Raw genomic sequence first — 14,224 nt, 5'->3', positions numbered from 1 at the left:
CCCCCATCGCCAACGCCATGCCCCGGCCACAATGGCGCATGACATCGCCCAACGACCCCCCACGCAGCTTGCGCCGCCACCTGCGCCTTTCCGACCTGCGTGCCGCCGCCCAGCTCGCCGTTCAGGCCACCCACGGTGTGATCGACATCACCGAAGGGGTGCACCAGTCGGTGCGCAATCGGCTGGGCTTGTCCAGTGGGGCGGTGCCTGAACAGACCGGGGGGCTGACCGGGCAGGTTTACCGAGGCGTGCGCGGTGCGACCCAGCTGGTGAGCCATGCCACCGATGCGCTGCTGGGTGCGCTGCTGCCCTTGCTGGACGACCCGGCCAAACACCCCGAGTCCTCACCGGCGCGCGAGGCCGTGCTGGCGGCGCTCAATGGGGTGATGGGCGACAAGCTGCTGGCCATGGGCAATGCGTTGGCGCAGCCGATGGAGCTGCGGCACGGTGGTCAAACCCTGAGCATGACGCCCGACGGCCTGGCGGAGCAATTGAAAGCGACCACCGGCACCCCCGCCAGCCCGCACCTGCTGCTGCTGGCCCACGGCCTGTGCATGAACGACACGCAGTGGCGCCGCGCCGGGCACGACCACGGCGAGCACCTGGCCCAGGCGCTGGGCTGCACCCCGGTCTACCTGCGCTACAACAGCGGCTTGCACACCTCGGTCAACGGTCGCGAACTGGCATTGATGCTGGAACAGCTGATGACCGTGTGGCCGGTGCCGTTGCAGCGGATCACCCTGTTGGGCCACAGCATGGGCGGACTGGTATTCCGCTCTGCGGTCCATGTGGCGCGTGAAGCAGGGTTGCAGTGGCCGAACCTGCTGCGCGAGCTGGTGTTTCTGGGCACACCGCACCATGGCGCGCCGCTGGAACGTGCCGGCCACGGGGTGGACCTGCTGCTGGCCGCCACGCCGTTCACCGCGCCGTTTGCCAGGCTGGGCCGGCTGCGCAGCGCAGGCATCACCGACCTGCGTCACGGCCATGTGCAGGACGCCGACTGGCAAGGCCGCGACCTGTTCGCTTCACCCGAAGACCACCGCGTGCCGCTGCCCTTGCCTGAAGGCGTGGACTGTTTTGCCGTGGCAGGCACACTCGCCGGCCAGCGAGGCGCGCTTGCCGACAGGCTGATGGGCGATGGCCTGGTGCGACTCAGCAGTGCGCTGGGCCAGCACGATCAGCCGGCGCGCCAGCTGCGCTTTGACAAGCGCCGCCAGCGCATCTTCTACCGCACCGGTCATCTGGATCTGCTCGCCAGCCCGAAGGTGGCGATGCAGTTGCAGCAGTGGCTGGTGCCAGCGCCCTCTTACTCTTAGAACGTGACCACCACCTTGCCGAAGGCGCCCCGGGCCAGGTGGTCCAGTGCGGCGGGCAGTTCGCTCGCCGCGTAAGTGGCGGCGATGGCGGGCGTGAGCCGGTTCACGTCGATGGCGCGCACCAGGTCTTCCAGGGCGCGGCGGTGCCCCACGTTGATGCCTTGCAGCACGGTCTGGTGGCGGATCAGCGGGTAGGCGGACGTGCCGATGCGGTCCCCGTCCAGCACGCCAATGACCGACAGCCTGCCGCCCGGCGCCAGGGCTTGCACCGAACGTTCCACGTTGGCGCCGCCCACCAGTTCCAGCACATGGTCGGCGCCCTGGCCCTGGGTCAGTTCGCGCAGTTCGGCGATCCAGTCGCCATCACGTGCCAGGGCATGGCTGGCGCCCATGGCCAGCACCTGGGCGCGCTTGGCCGGATCGCCAGAGACCACCACCGTGCGCGCACCATGCAAACGTGCCAGTTGCAGGCCGAACAGCGCAACACCGCCCGTGCCGTGAATCAGCACCGTCTGGCCGGCCCGCAGCCCGCCCTGTTCGATCAGCGCAAACCAGGCGGTCAGGGCCGCGCAGGGCAGGGTGCTGGCCTGCGCGAGGTTCAGGGTGGTGGGTGCGGCCGCGACCCATTGCGCATCCAGCAGCACATGGGAGGCCAGCATGCCTGGGCCGGGACCGCCCAGGGGAAAGACCTCGGGTGAAGGTCTGCCGTCGATCCAGCCCGCGTAAAAGGTGCTGATCACTTCGTCGCCCGCTTGCCAGCGTTTGACGCCATCGCCCACTGCCATCACGCGGCCCGCCATGTCGGAGCCCGGCGTCCAGGGACCGGTGAAGGGCGCACCCATGCCGTTGTCGATCATCAGCAGATCGCGGAAGTTGAGCGAAGCGGCGGCCACCTGCACCAGGATCTGGCCCGGTCCGGGGGTGGGCATGGGGGCTTCGACGTAGGCCAGGTGCTGGCGGCCATAGTCGCTGAGTTGCCAGCGGGAAAGGGTCTTGGGGGTGTCGGTCATGGTGTGAATGCTTGAAGGGTTGAAACCAGCGATCGATGCTATTGGTTCCTAAATAAAGCGTGTGGTGGATAATTTTCAACACAATGTTGAACAAAGGTTGTCAATGAGCGAGCAGTTTCGGGGCGTGGAGGAGTTCGTGGCCGCGGTGGAAGTCGGCAGCTTTGCGCAAGCGGCGCAGCGCCTGCACATCACGCGCTCGGCGGTGGCCAAGAGCATTTCGGTGATGGAGTCGCGCCTGGGCGTGCGGCTGTTCCACCGCACCACCCGCAGCCAGAGCCTGACCGATGAAGGCGCTGCCTGCTATGAGCGCTGCCGCCGCGCGCTGCAGGAACTGGAGGCCGCGAAGCAGGAGATCGACGCCGGGCGCCTGGTGCCCACCGGGCGGGTGCGCGTGTCCATGCCCGACGTGGTGGGGCGCCGCTGCGTGGTGCCCCTGCTGCTGGAGCTGGCGCAGCAACACCCCGAACTGGTGCTGGAGGTGTCGCTGAACGACCGGCGCGTGGACCTGGTGGAAGACGGTGTGGACGTGGCGCTGCGCAGCGGTGCGCTGCCCGACAGCGCGGTGCTGTCGGCGCGATCCGTGGGGCACCAGTGGATGGGGTTGTATGCCGCGCCGGCCTACCTGGCGGCCAGAGGCAGACCCGCTGGTCTGGCCGATCTGCGTGCGCAGCAGGCGGCGCACCGCTTCATCGTCTATGGTCGGCCTGGCGCTTCGGGTTTGTGGCGGTTTGCGAGTGGCGAACAGTCTGAAGACACCTTGGCCATTCCCGCGCCGGCCCTGGTGTTCGACAGCATCGAGGCCATGTGTGCCTCCGCCGTGGCCGGGCTCGGCCTGGTACGCCTGCCGAAATGGCTGGTGGCACCGGCCGTGGCCTCTGGCCAGTTGCTGCAGGTGTTTGAAGAGCCGCAGCCCTTTGGCTTTCCCATGCATCTGCTGTGGCCGCACAGCCGGCGTCTACCGCTGAAGAACCGGGTGGTGATTGACCTGCTCGCAGAAAGGCTGCCGGGCATGCTGGCGGCCTCTTGAAACCGCGCCAGCCACCGCCATCTGAGTCCCGGCCCGGCCTTGCCAAAATGGCCGGGTCTGCGGTCCGGTGCCAGAATGCCGGTCCGCGCCATGCGCTGTTTCGTTCCGGTGTGCGCCGGTCTGTCGTTTTCCAGCCAACTGAAATCATGAGCAAACAAACCCTGTCCTTCCAGGCCGAGGTGGCACAGCTGCTGCACCTCGTCACCCATTCGCTGTATTCCAACCCCGACATCTTCCTGCGCGAGCTGGTCTCCAACGCGTCGGACGCCTGCGACAAGCTGCGTTTTGAAGCCTTGAACAACAGCGCCCTGTACGAAGACGCCCCCAACCTGGAAGTGCGGGTGGCCTTCGACAAGACCGCCAAGACCATCACCATCACCGACAACGGCATCGGCATGAGCCTGGCCGAAGCGGTGGAGCACCTGGGCACCATCGCCAAAAGCGGCACCAAGGACTTCGTGAGCCGCCTCAGCGGCGACCAGAAGCAGGACGCGCAGTTGATTGGCCAGTTCGGCGTGGGCTTTTATTCGGGCTTTATCGTGGCCGACAAGATCACGGTGGAAAGCCGCCGCGCCGGTCTGCCGGCGGCCGAAGGCGTGCGCTGGGTCAGTGGCGGCACCGGTGACTTCGAGGTGGAGAACATCGAGCGCGCCGCGCGCGGCACCAGTGTGATCCTGCACCTGCGCGACGACAAGACCGAATACCTGAGCCACTGGAAGCTCAAGCAGATCATCGGCAAGTACTCCGACCACATCAGCCTGCCCATCCTGATGCAGAAGGAAGAGTGGGACGCCGAGAAGAGCGAGTACGTGCAGAAAGACGAGTGGGAAGCCGTCAACTCCGCCAACGCCCTGTGGGCGCGCAGCAAAAAAGACGTGAGCGACGAGCAGTACGCCGAGTTCTACAAGAACATCAGCTACGACAGCGAAGCGCCGCTGGCCTGGAGCCACAACCGGGTCGAAGGCAGCACCGAGTACACGCAACTGCTCTACATCCCCGCCAAGGCCCCGCACGACCTCTGGAACCGCGACCGCAAGGCCGGCATCAAGCTGTACGTGAAGCGCGTGTTCATCATGGACGAGGCCGAGGCGCTCATGCCGTCGTACCTGCGCTGGGTCAAGGGCGTGGTCGACTCGGCCGACCTGCCGCTCAACGTGAGCCGCGAACTGCTGCAGGAAAGCCGCGACGTGAAGGCCATTCGCGAGGGCAACACCCGCCGCGTGCTGGCCATGCTGGAAGACATGGCCAAGAAAGACGTGGCGCCCAAAGCGGAAGACAAGGCTGAAGTGGTTTCCGCCGAAGACAAGGCCGCCGCCGAGAAAGAGGCCGGCAAGTATTCGGCCTTCTATGCCGAATTCGGCTCGGTGCTGAAAGAAGGCCTGGGCGAAGACTTCGCCAACCGCGACAAGATCGCCAAACTGCTGCGCTTCGCCAGCACCACCACCGACACGGTGAGCGTGGGTTTTGCCGACTACAAGGCGCGCATGAAGGAAGGCCAGGAGGCCATCTACTACATCACCGCCGACACCCTGGCCGCCGCCAAGAACAGCCCGCAGCTGGAGGTGTTCAAGAAGAAGGGCATCGAAGTGCTGCTGATGGCCGACCGCGTTGACGAGTGGGCGCTGTCGCACCTGAACGAATTTGACGGCACGCCGCTGCAAAGCGTGGCCAAGGGCTCGGTCGACCTGGGCAAGCTGCAGGACGAGGAAGAGAAAAAGGCCGCTGAAGCCGCCGCCGAAACCTTTAAGCCGTTGCTGGAGAAGCTCAAGGAGAGCCTGAGGGACAAGGCCAAGGACGTCCGCGTGACCACCCGCTTGGTCGATTCGCCCGCCTGTCTGGTGGTGGAAGACCACGGCATGAGCACCCAGCTCGCCCGCCTGCTCAAACAGGCAGGCCAGCAGGCACCCGATGTCAAGCCCATCCTGGAGGTGAACGCCGACCACGCGCTGGTGAAGAAGCTCGAAGGCAGTGCTCACTTCGACGACCTGGCGCACATCCTGTTTGACCAGGCCCTGCTGGCCGAAGGCGGTCTGCCGGATGATCCGGCTGCGTATGTGAAGCGGGTGAACGCGCTGCTGGTTTGACGTCCAGGCGCCATCGGGCAGTCACCACCTGGGTGGAAGCGAGGCCACCCGAACATGCCGTACCGCCGCGCTGCGCTGCGTCGAGCCAGCGCCGCCAGCGGCCACGGTGTTTGCAAAGAACAAGCCCGACCGGTGAGAGCCGGTTCGGGCTTTTGTGTCTGGAAGCTGGCGGTGTTGCATGCAGGTGAAGGCGCGTGACGCAAATCACGCGAGGTGACTACACTCGCGCTCGGGACCTTCAAATCTGGCTGACGCCTTGCTCGGCCTCTCACTTGTTGATAGCAACCAAGCCGTGCATTTTCAGCGTCCATTCGATCCCGTCGTCACCTTCCGCAACAGCCAGGGCGAGGCCGCCCGCGGAACCCTGACCAGCCTGCAACGCCGCTCGCTGGTGATGGAGGTCTACAACCCTTACTCCATCGTGCAGGTCAGCGAGGTGCTCAGCGAGTTGAATATCCGCTCGGGGGATCGCAGCCTTTACAAGGGCAAGGCGGTGGTGGTGAGCCTGCTCAACACCGGGCTGATGGCCGTGGTTTCGCTGGCACTGATTGACGAGTGGTCCGATCTGACCATGACTCGTGGCGAGTCTGGCAGTGTGGGCGAGCAGGCCCAGCGGTTTGTGGAAGGCTGGTTTGAGCGATTCAAGATCAAGCGTGGTTACTTGGTGGCGGTGAGCGAGATACGGGCCTATCTCACCGAGGTATCGCGATGGACCGACCATGCCGACTTTTCCAGCGCCTTGCCCAGGGAAGCAGACGGTCGTGTGGTGCCGGCGGTCTTTCAGGAAATTGCATCGCCCGTAATGGCGGCGGCGGCTGATTACTTTGCTGCACTGGAGGCCGAAACACGTGATGTGCCCGAGGAGGATCTGGCCACCTACCGAAGCTTTGCGCAGGCCTCCTTGCACCCGTTGCTGCTTCGCGCGCCATTTGTGTACCGCACGTTTGCCAAACCGCTCGGCTATGCAGGCGACTACGAAATGGTGAATCAGATCCTGTCGGATCCCCAGCAGGGAGGTACCACCTACTTCCAGATGATCAACGCCCTGTTCCTGCAGTCTGCGGTGGCGCAGGCACACCGCAACCGCATCGACATTTTGGTGGCGCATTTGCAAAGAGCCACCGAGCAGGCGCAGACACTGGGCAGGCCGGTGCGCATTTTGAACATCGGTTGCGGTCCGGCGGCGGAGATCGAACGCTTTCTGCTGGGTGGTGGCGACCCGGGCAGCGCACACTTCACACTGCTGGACTTCAGCGAAGTGACCCTGGAGCACACCCGCGAGAAAATGCAGACCGTTGGCCGGAAGCTGGGCAAGCTCGTTCAGTTTCAGCTTGTCAACGATTCGGTACACAACCTGCTCAAGCGTGCCACCCGTGCAGATGCCACCGATGCGAGCGAAGCCTACGACTTTGCCTACTGTGCTGGCCTGTTCGACTACCTGTCCGACAAGGTCTGCAGCCGGCTGCTGGAGTACATGCACGCCAGAACCCGTCCGGGCGGACAGGTGCTGGTCACCAACGTTCACGCCAGCAATTCGCAGCGGGGGGTCATGGAGCACGTGCTGGAGTGGTACCTGATCTACCGCGACGAAGCCCGCTTGCAAGGGGTCTTGCCAAGCCGGCGCAGCGACGAAAAGATCTTTACCGATGCGACTGGTGTGAACGTGTTTGCGTCGTTTCATGTGCCCGCGCTTGAGCGGGCAACCGTCTCGTGACCGCAGCTACCGCACAGTCACTGCGAGTGGCCGTGCAGGATGTGCGGCTCGCATTCAGCAAGACCGGCTGCGTCACATCGGCTGTGCTGGTGCTGGCAGGGGTGGGGCTGGATCTGGCGGTCTATCCTGAGCATGCACCCACGTTTCTGCTGGTTCGTGTACTGGTGGCTGCGGCCACCTTGCTGATTCTCCGGGTCATACAGGGAGAGTTTGGGCGGCGCAATGTGCGCGTGCTGACCCTGTTGTGGCTGGCGCTTCCGCAAATCATGATCGCGTGGATGATCGCCCAGACTGAGGGCGCGGCGTCGATCTACTTCGTGGGGCTTCACCTCGCCCTGTACGCCGTGGGCATGATCGTGCCGATCAGCTACCTCGAAGGGCTTGGGTTTGGCGTGTTCACCTGCCTCATCTATGTCGCTGCTTGCTTCTGGTATGCAGGGGGCATTGTTTCGTCGGGCCAGTTCATCGCGCACCTGTTGTTCACGGCCTTTTCGGCCATCATCTGCGTGGGGTGTACCTATTTTGCTGAACTCAGCCGACTTCGCCTGTTCGCCCTGAGGGAGCAGGTGGCCGAACAGAATGCCCGCCTGCAAGAGAGCAACCGCACCCTCGCCGAAGTCAAAGGCCAACTGATCCAGCGCGAAAAGATGGCCGCCATCGGCACACTCTCGGCCGGCCTGCTGCACGAGCTGAACAACCCCGTGAACTACAGCCTGATGGCCATCAACATGGGTTTGACCTGCCCGGGTGCCAAGAGCGACGCCATGCTCAAGGAGAGCCTGGACGATGCGCTGGAAGGCATGCAGCGGGTGCAGAACATCGTCTCCGACCTCAAGACCTTCGCCTACCAGAAGCCGGGGCAAGACAGCCAGCGGCCCTTCCTGCTGGAAAACGCCGTGCGTTCGGCGGTGCGGCTGTCGGGCTACGATCTCAAGGGCATCGAGGTCGCGATCGATCTGCCGCAGGACACCCATGCCCTGGGCGACGAGCCCGCGATCATAGGCGTTCTGATCAACCTGCTGAGCAACGCCGCCCATGCCGTGCACGCCGCCGAACGGGCCGCGCCGCGCATCGATTTGAAGGTCGCGGTGCGAGGCGATCGCCTGGGCATTTCCGTGCGCGACAACGGGCGCGGCATCGAGCCCGACAACGTGGGGCGCGTCTTCGAGCCGTTTTTCACCACCCGCGACGTGGGTGCCGGCCTGGGCCTGGGTTTGAGCGTGAGCTACGGCATCGTGCAGCGCCACGGTGGTACGCTGACGGTGGACAGCGTGCTGGGCGCGTGGACCGAATTCACTTTTGATTTGCCGAGACCCGAATGAACACGGAAGCGAACGGTGCCAGACAGGCCCCCAAGGGCCCCCATGCCATCCTGATGGTGGACGACGAGGTGCACGCCTGCAAATGGTTTGCGCGCCTGTACGGCAACGAATTCACCGTGCTGACCGCCAACAGCGTGGACCAGGCGATGGCGCTGCTCGCGCAACGGGGGCACGAGGTGGCGGTGCTGCTCACCGACTACGCCATGCCCGCGCGCGACGGGGTGGCCCTGCTCAGTGCGGTTCGGCGGGAATACCCGCACGTGGCCCGCTTGCTGGTGTCTGCCTATGCCGACAAGGACATGGCCCTCTCGGCCGTCAACCAGGGCCAGGTGGAGGCGATTCTCGAAAAGCCGCTGGATGAGGCGCTGACCCGGCAAACCCTCCGCGAGGCCTTGGCGACCGGCTTGCAGCGCAGCCGTCAGAATGCCTTGCTCGAACGCCGCGAGGCCGCGCTGCGTGAGACGCTCGGGTTTCTCGCGCACGAGGTCGCCTCCCCTCTGGCCACTGTGCGGGGCTATCTGTCGGCCATGCGCGAACGCCACCGCGATGTCCCGGAAGGCGAGGGCGGTCTGGCCTACATCGCCCAGCAAAAACCCGGCGACGTGCTGTTCATGATCGAAGCCGCCCAGCGCCGCGCCGAGTACGCCCAGTCGCTGGTCTCCACCTTTGTGCAGTCGGCCCGCGACGCCAGTCTGGGTGATGCCTCGGCCAGTCTTCGTGCCAGCGAACTCGTGGCAGCCGTGCAGCAGGAATACCCGTTCGATGCCGGGGAAGAGGCCTGGCTTTCCACTGAGTTGAATGCCGACTTCGCCCTGCCCGGGCGGCGCGATCTGCTCTATCTGGTGCTGTGTACCCTGGTCAAGAACGCCCTGATGGCGCTGCGCCCACAGGCGGCGCAGATGCAGCGCGAGCCCGAGGTGAAGATTGCCCTGACCCGCGCGGCGTCGGCGCCGGGTCTGCCCGAACAGCCCGCCATCCGTGTGCGCGACAACGGTCCCGGCATTGCCCCCGAGGTGCTCAAGCGGCTCACTCTTGAACCGGTGACCACCCGTGCCGATGGCGGTGGCAGTGGCATGGGCCTGCTGTTCTGCGGACGGGTGATGAACGCACTGGGCGGGGCCATCGAGGTGCGCTCCGAAGTTGGTCAGGGCACCGAGGTGATGCTGTATTTCCCATTTGCCGACGGCCGCCCGCCGCGAGCCGCCCAGGAGCCTAGGGCCTGTTAACACTATTTTTTCAAGATGCGTTGCGGATCAATAAGGCCATGCGCAAGGCGCAAAACGCAGCCGGGGTCGCCCCCCGGCAAGGCTTCGCAACGCCGCGCATGGTCTTTTTGGCCGCAACCCGAAGGGAATGGGTTGAAAACAGCGCCACTCGTTGTTGCACTCCTAGGCCAGACACCCGGTCTGGTCGTCGTCGTGCGCCTAGATTGGCGCTGTTTTCAACCCATTCGCACTTGGAAAAATAGTGTTAACAGGCCCTAGATGAAGCCAGAGAAGATCCTGTATGTCGACGACGAAGCCATGGCGCTGAAGTATTTCGAGCGTCTGGTGGGTCCGCTGGCGCCCGTGCTGACCGCCGGTTCGGTGGAAGAGGGCCGTGCCGTGCTCAAGGCACACGGCCCGGAGATCGCGGTGCTGGTGTGCGACCAGCGCATGCCCGGCGAGCGAGGCAACGAACTGCTGCGCCATGCCCGGGACTACTACCCCGGCATCGTGCGCATGCTGACCACCGCCTATTCCGAACTGGGCGATGCCATCGAAGCCATCAACACGGGCGAAATCTACCGCTACATCAACAAGCCCTGGGAGCTGGAGCCCTTGCGCGCCGACCTGAAGAACGCCCTGGAACTGGCCGCCCTGCGCAACGAACGCGACGAACTGATGCGCGACAAGCTGATGGCCCAACAGAGCCAACTGCTGGCGAACCGTCTGGCGGCGTTGCTGATGGTGGGCGCCGCGATGAACGCCGAGAGCGCTCCTGCGGCTGTGCACCGTTTTGCCGAAACGGTGCTGGCTGTGGGTGGCACCGAGCCGGCGGTGGACTGGCATCGCTGGGAACACGCCGACCTGCTGCAGGCCGAAGCCTTGCGGGGGGCGGCGGTGGCAGGGCATCTGCGCCAGTGGCTGGATGGATTTGGCCCTCAGACCGGGGGTGATGCCGCTCTGCAGGCACTGGCAAAACTGGGCGGTGGCGCGGTGCAGGGCGCGGCGGTGCACCTGCCACCAGGCGATCTGCTTCATGCGCTGCTCACGGCCCCAGCGGGCACCATGCCCACGCACGAACAATGCGGCTGGCTCGCCTGGCTGCTCTGGCAGGGTGGCCGCGCTCAGGTAAGTGCGGAGCTCGACGGCTGGCGCGTGACGCTGGCCGATGCGCCTGCGCTTCCAGCCGACTGGCTGGCTGATGTAATGGAGCGGCTGGGGCGCACCGACTGATTCGCTGTGGCGACATTTGATGGTGCGCACCCCTTCGTGCGCCGACTTCTTGGGTCAATCGGTGCCAGCGTGTGACGTGCTTGAAGCACAGCTTATGCAGGCGGCCAGCTCACCACGCGTGAAGGTCCCCTTGCGGGGGGTGCCAATTGGTGAATCACCTGCCCGGACAGTGCTTCACTGCGCAAGGCTTCCATGATCATGGGTATGCCGCCGAAAGGCGCCACCACATCGATCAACCAGATCTCATCGCACTTTTCCGGTCGTTGAACGAGAGCTGATGCGGCGGCTGACGGTAGCGCGGAGACACTTTTTTCGACATGGGTGCCCATGACACGTACGACAATCGTGCATCACCACGCATATATGGCAGGTTCTGGGCCAATCTGGCGCTTACCGATTTCCATCGGTCGGTTCTGGAAGTGCTGCGGCGAAGGAATGAAAACTGATGCATCACTCAATGGAGCACGGCAAATAGCGATACGCCGATGGGAAGAACGTAAACACAAGGAGGCAATTGTATGATTAGAAATTTTCTTGACGCAGAGAAGAAAATTCAGACCGCTTCTCACGGGGGCGAAGGGTTTGTTGAGTTATACGAAATATGGAAAAAATCCGACTTCTTGAGTGGTTGTGATTTCATTGACCGGGTGGTGGTACCGCCGGCATCAACGGTAGGGTTTCACATGCATGGTAACAATGAAGAAATCTATATTGTTCTTGAAGGGCGCGGGACCATGCATCTTGGTAGTCAAGAAATGGTTATCAAAAAAGGCGATATGATCAAAAATCCTCCATACGGGGAGCATGGTTTGATCAATGACTCCGATGAAAACATGGATTTGCTGATAATTCAGTTGAGTATTCAATGAGCAGTGTTTTTTGCCAAGTCGCTGTTGCGGATGGCGTGAAAATTCGACCTGCCGGATCACACAAGTGTTAAATCTTGTATTGAATCCGTAATGTCGAGCCCGCCCGACCAAGGTTCTTGCTGCTGTTGAGTTTTTCTGGGCCGCACGAATACCGTGAATCTTGGCGAAAAAACTGATCAAAAAAAAGCCCACCCGGTTCGCACCGAGTGGGCCTGATGTGGGGCGGTGTCGCTCAAACCACCGTGATCGTCACTTCAATGTTGCCGCGCGTCGCGTTGGAATAAGGGCACACCTTGTGTGCCGTGTCCACCAGGTCTTGCGCCACGGCGCGGTCCATGCCGGGCAGGCTCACGTTCAGGCGGGCGGCGATGCCGAAGCCAGCGGGGATCGGGCCGATGTCGACTTCGGCGTCGATGGACGCGTCAGCGGGCACGGCGATCTTCTTCATGCCGGCCACGTGCTTCATGGCACCCATGAAGCAGGCGGAATAGCCAGCGGCGAACAGTTGCTCCGGGTTGGTGGCATTGCCCGAGCCTCCCATGGCCTTCGGGGGCGAGAGCTTGACGTCGAGCATGCCGTCGTCGCTGCGCGAGCTGCCTTCGCGGCCGCCGGTGGTGTGGGCGCGGGCGGTATAAACGACTTTTTCGAGGATGGTGGGCATGGTGTGGACTCCTTGAGGATTGCTTACTGGAAGCAGGTTGAAAAAACGGTGGGATTGGAAAGAGGGATGAACGAAGCGGCGGTCCGGCGCTGTTCACGCACTCAGGCGGTCGCGCAGGGCCTGCACTTGCCGGGTCAGTTGCAGCACCTCCGTCACATCGCATTGCGTGGCTTGCAGGATGCAACCCGGAATGCGTGCAGCGCGCTTCTTCAGCTGGCGGCCGGCGGCCGTGAGGCGGATCAGCACGCGCCGTTCGTCCTGCACGTCGCGCAGGCGGCTCAGCAGACCGGCGGTTTCCAGGCGCTTGAGCAGAGGCGTCAGCGTGCCGGAGTCCAGGTGCAGGCGTTCGCCCAGGTCAGAGACGGTGAGGCCATCCTGCTCCCACAGCACCAGCAGCGCCAGGTACTGCGGGTAGGTCAGGCCCATTTCGTCCAGCAACGGCTTGTAGAGCTTGGTCATGGCCAGCGAGGCCGAATAAAGCGCAAAGCAGAGCTGGTGGTCAAGCCGCAGTGCCTGGTCGCTGTTGAGTGCTGGGGTGTTCATGGGTTGTTAATGTGACTGAAAATTAAATTGCGCGCAATTTAATTGTGAACAACCATAAAGATCGAGCGGGTTTGTCCCGTGCATGGTGACAGCGAAGACGAATGTGTGTTGCAACGAGGCGTGTCAACCGCGATGGCGGCATGCCACGCGCCAGCGTCAGGCCATCAGCGGCTCACCCTGCATCTCTTCGATCTGCTCCACCAGCATATCCACCTGGCCTTGCCAGTAATCGCGGGTACCGAACCAGGGGAAGTTGATCGGGAAGGCAGGGTCTTCCCAGCGGCGGGCCACCCAGGCGCTGTAGTGGATCAGGCGCAGGGTGCGCAGCGGCTCGATGAGGGCGAGTTCGCGTCGGTCAAAGGGGCGGAACTGTTCGTAGCCGTCCACCAGGGCGCCCAGTTGCTGCATCTGCTGGCGCCGTTCGCCGGAGAGCAACATCCACAGGTCCTGCACCGCCGGGCCGGTGCGCGCGTCGTCGAGGTCGACAAAGTGCGGGCCCGCACCGGGCTGGCCTTCGGGTGTCCAGAGGATGTTGCCGGGGTGGCAGTCGCCGTGCAGGCGGATCAGCTGGATGCCTTCCGGGTCTGCCGGCGTACCGGGTCGCAAGGCCGGGTGCATCTCGATCAGGACCAGGGCCTCTTCGAGCGCGGCAGCCCAGGCGGTGCGCACCTCCGAGGCCACGGCCTGGTGTTCCAACAGCCAGTCGCGCGGTTCGTGAGCGAAAGTGGCCGCGTTCAGGTGTGGCCGCACATGGAACGGCTGGGCGGCGCCCACGGTGTGGATGCGCGCCAGAAAGCGCCCGATCCACTCCAGCACCTCGAAGTTTTCAAGTTCCGGCCGGCGCCCGCCCCGGCGCGGGCTCACCGAAAAGGCGAAGCCGCCAAAGTGGTGCAGGGTGGTGCCCTGTATGCGCAGCGGGGGCACGGCGGGTATTTCGGCCGCCACCAGTTCCTCGGCGAAAGCGTGTTCTTCGGCGATCTGCGCGTCGCTCCAGCGACCGGGGCGGTAGAACTTCAGCACCACCTGCTCCACGTCGCCCACAGGAGATTCGAGGTGCATCTGGTACACGCGGTTCTCGAAACTGTTGAGCGCGGCCATGCGCCCGTCGCCCCAGAGGCCGATGCTGCCCAGTGCGTCCTGCACCACGTCGGGTGTGAGCGCGCTGTAGGGGTGGTCGTTGGCGGAGGTCGATGGCGAAGTCATGCGGGATTGTCGCCGGTGCCCTGTCATCCCTTTGCAA

The 14,224-nt window shown here is 64.0% G+C and carries 13 protein-coding genes; 8 read left to right on the top strand and 5 right to left on the bottom strand.

Annotated elements, in window-relative coordinates; genetic code table 11:
- The first annotated feature begins 38 nt into the window (after positions 1-38).
- Complete coding sequence (locus J2W49_RS07990; protein WP_310314053.1) at positions 39-1,316, top strand: lipase family alpha/beta hydrolase; 1,278 nt, start codon at positions 39-41, stop codon at positions 1,314-1,316.
- Here the strand turns inward: J2W49_RS07990 and J2W49_RS07985 are convergent.
- Entirely contained in the window at positions 1,313-2,326 is a 1,014-nt protein-coding gene (locus tag J2W49_RS07985; protein ID WP_310314051.1) for a zinc-dependent alcohol dehydrogenase family protein, read from the bottom strand. The genes J2W49_RS07990 and J2W49_RS07985 overlap by 4 nt on opposite strands.
- Before the next feature lie 103 nt (positions 2,327-2,429).
- Between J2W49_RS07985 and J2W49_RS07980 the strand changes: the two genes are divergently transcribed.
- From J2W49_RS07980 to J2W49_RS07955, 6 genes are all read left to right on the top strand, one after another.
- Complete coding sequence (locus J2W49_RS07980; protein WP_310314048.1) at positions 2,430-3,353, top strand: LysR substrate-binding domain-containing protein; 924 nt, start codon at positions 2,430-2,432, stop codon at positions 3,351-3,353.
- Between the two features lie 146 nt (positions 3,354-3,499).
- The gene (gene htpG / locus J2W49_RS07975) at positions 3,500-5,437 is read left to right on the top strand and encodes a molecular chaperone HtpG (protein ID WP_310314046.1); all 1,938 of its coding nucleotides are present in this window, start codon (positions 3,500-3,502) and stop codon (positions 5,435-5,437) included.
- 292 nt (positions 5,438-5,729) lie between these two features.
- Positions 5,730-7,151, top strand: coding sequence for a class I SAM-dependent methyltransferase (locus J2W49_RS07970; protein WP_310314043.1), 1,422 nt, complete (start codon positions 5,730-5,732; stop codon positions 7,149-7,151).
- A complete protein-coding gene (locus tag J2W49_RS07965; protein ID WP_310314041.1) occupies positions 7,148-8,473 on the top strand; it encodes a sensor histidine kinase in 1,326 nt (441 codons plus the stop codon). The genes J2W49_RS07970 and J2W49_RS07965 overlap by 4 nt, the downstream gene beginning before the upstream one ends.
- Entirely contained in the window at positions 8,470-9,699 is a 1,230-nt protein-coding gene (locus tag J2W49_RS07960; RefSeq protein ID WP_310314037.1) for a hybrid sensor histidine kinase/response regulator, read from the top strand. Before J2W49_RS07965 ends, J2W49_RS07960 begins: the two co-directional genes overlap by 4 nt.
- A 258-nt stretch (positions 9,700-9,957) precedes the next feature.
- On the top strand, positions 9,958-10,911 hold the full coding sequence (locus J2W49_RS07955) for a response regulator (protein WP_310314034.1): 954 nt from the start codon (positions 9,958-9,960) through the stop codon (positions 10,909-10,911).
- A gap of 92 nt (positions 10,912-11,003) precedes the next feature.
- Here the strand turns inward: J2W49_RS07955 and J2W49_RS25725 are convergent, their stop codons facing one another.
- Positions 11,004-11,240 (bottom strand): toxin-activating lysine-acyltransferase, encoded by a 237-nt coding sequence (locus tag J2W49_RS25725; protein WP_405000999.1) that lies wholly within the window; start codon positions 11,238-11,240, stop codon positions 11,004-11,006.
- Positions 11,241-11,429: 189 nt separating this feature from the next.
- Here J2W49_RS25725 and J2W49_RS07950 point away from each other — a divergent pair, with 189 nt between their 5' ends.
- Positions 11,430-11,780, top strand: a complete 351-nt coding sequence (locus J2W49_RS07950; RefSeq protein WP_310314032.1) for a cupin domain-containing protein — start codon at positions 11,430-11,432, stop codon at positions 11,778-11,780.
- A 232-nt stretch (positions 11,781-12,012) separates the two neighbouring features.
- Here the strand turns inward: J2W49_RS07950 and J2W49_RS07945 are convergent, their stop codons facing one another.
- From J2W49_RS07945 to J2W49_RS07935, 3 genes are all read right to left on the bottom strand, one after another.
- A complete protein-coding gene (locus J2W49_RS07945; RefSeq protein WP_310314031.1) occupies positions 12,013-12,441 on the bottom strand; it encodes an organic hydroperoxide resistance protein in 429 nt (142 codons plus the stop codon).
- Between the two features lie 93 nt (positions 12,442-12,534).
- On the bottom strand, positions 12,535-12,984 hold the full coding sequence (locus tag J2W49_RS07940; RefSeq protein ID WP_310314029.1) for a MarR family winged helix-turn-helix transcriptional regulator: 450 nt from the start codon (positions 12,982-12,984) through the stop codon (positions 12,535-12,537).
- A 156-nt stretch (positions 12,985-13,140) separates the two neighbouring features.
- The gene (locus J2W49_RS07935; protein ID WP_310314027.1) at positions 13,141-14,187 is read right to left on the bottom strand and encodes a serine/threonine protein kinase; all 1,047 of its coding nucleotides are present in this window, start codon (positions 14,185-14,187) and stop codon (positions 13,141-13,143) included.
- Between the last annotated feature and the right edge of the window lie 37 nt (positions 14,188-14,224).

This window comes from Hydrogenophaga palleronii, from assembly GCF_031457455.1.
GTDB lineage: Bacteria > Pseudomonadota > Gammaproteobacteria > Burkholderiales > Burkholderiaceae_C > Hydrogenophaga > Hydrogenophaga palleronii_A.
The sequence above is the reverse complement of the archived record's forward strand: the minus strand, read 5'-3'. Positions and strand labels throughout refer to the sequence as shown.

What these genes read in the sequence shown, in the direction of transcription:
- J2W49_RS07990 (WP_310314053.1), top strand. Translation starts at nt 39, where the DNA reads ATGACATCGCCCAACGACCCCCCACGCAGCTTGCGCCGCCACCTGCGC.
- J2W49_RS07985 (WP_310314051.1), bottom strand. Translation starts at nt 2,326, where the DNA reads ATGACCGACACCCCCAAGACCCTTTCCCGCTGGCAACTCAGCGACTAT.
- J2W49_RS07980 (WP_310314048.1), top strand. Translation starts at nt 2,430, where the DNA reads ATGAGCGAGCAGTTTCGGGGCGTGGAGGAGTTCGTGGCCGCGGTGGAA.
- htpG (WP_310314046.1), top strand. Translation starts at nt 3,500, where the DNA reads ATGAGCAAACAAACCCTGTCCTTCCAGGCCGAGGTGGCACAGCTGCTG.
- J2W49_RS07960 (WP_310314037.1), top strand. Translation starts at nt 8,470, where the DNA reads ATGAACACGGAAGCGAACGGTGCCAGACAGGCCCCCAAGGGCCCCCAT.
- J2W49_RS07955 (WP_310314034.1), top strand. Translation starts at nt 9,958, where the DNA reads ATGAAGCCAGAGAAGATCCTGTATGTCGACGACGAAGCCATGGCGCTG.
- J2W49_RS25725 (WP_405000999.1), bottom strand. Translation starts at nt 11,240, where the DNA reads ATGGGCACCCATGTCGAAAAAAGTGTCTCCGCGCTACCGTCAGCCGCC.
- J2W49_RS07950 (WP_310314032.1), top strand. Translation starts at nt 11,430, where the DNA reads ATGATTAGAAATTTTCTTGACGCAGAGAAGAAAATTCAGACCGCTTCT.
- J2W49_RS07945 (WP_310314031.1), bottom strand. Translation starts at nt 12,441, where the DNA reads ATGCCCACCATCCTCGAAAAAGTCGTTTATACCGCCCGCGCCCACACC.
- J2W49_RS07940 (WP_310314029.1), bottom strand. Translation starts at nt 12,984, where the DNA reads ATGAACACCCCAGCACTCAACAGCGACCAGGCACTGCGGCTTGACCAC.
- J2W49_RS07935 (WP_310314027.1), bottom strand. Translation starts at nt 14,187, where the DNA reads ATGACTTCGCCATCGACCTCCGCCAACGACCACCCCTACAGCGCGCTC.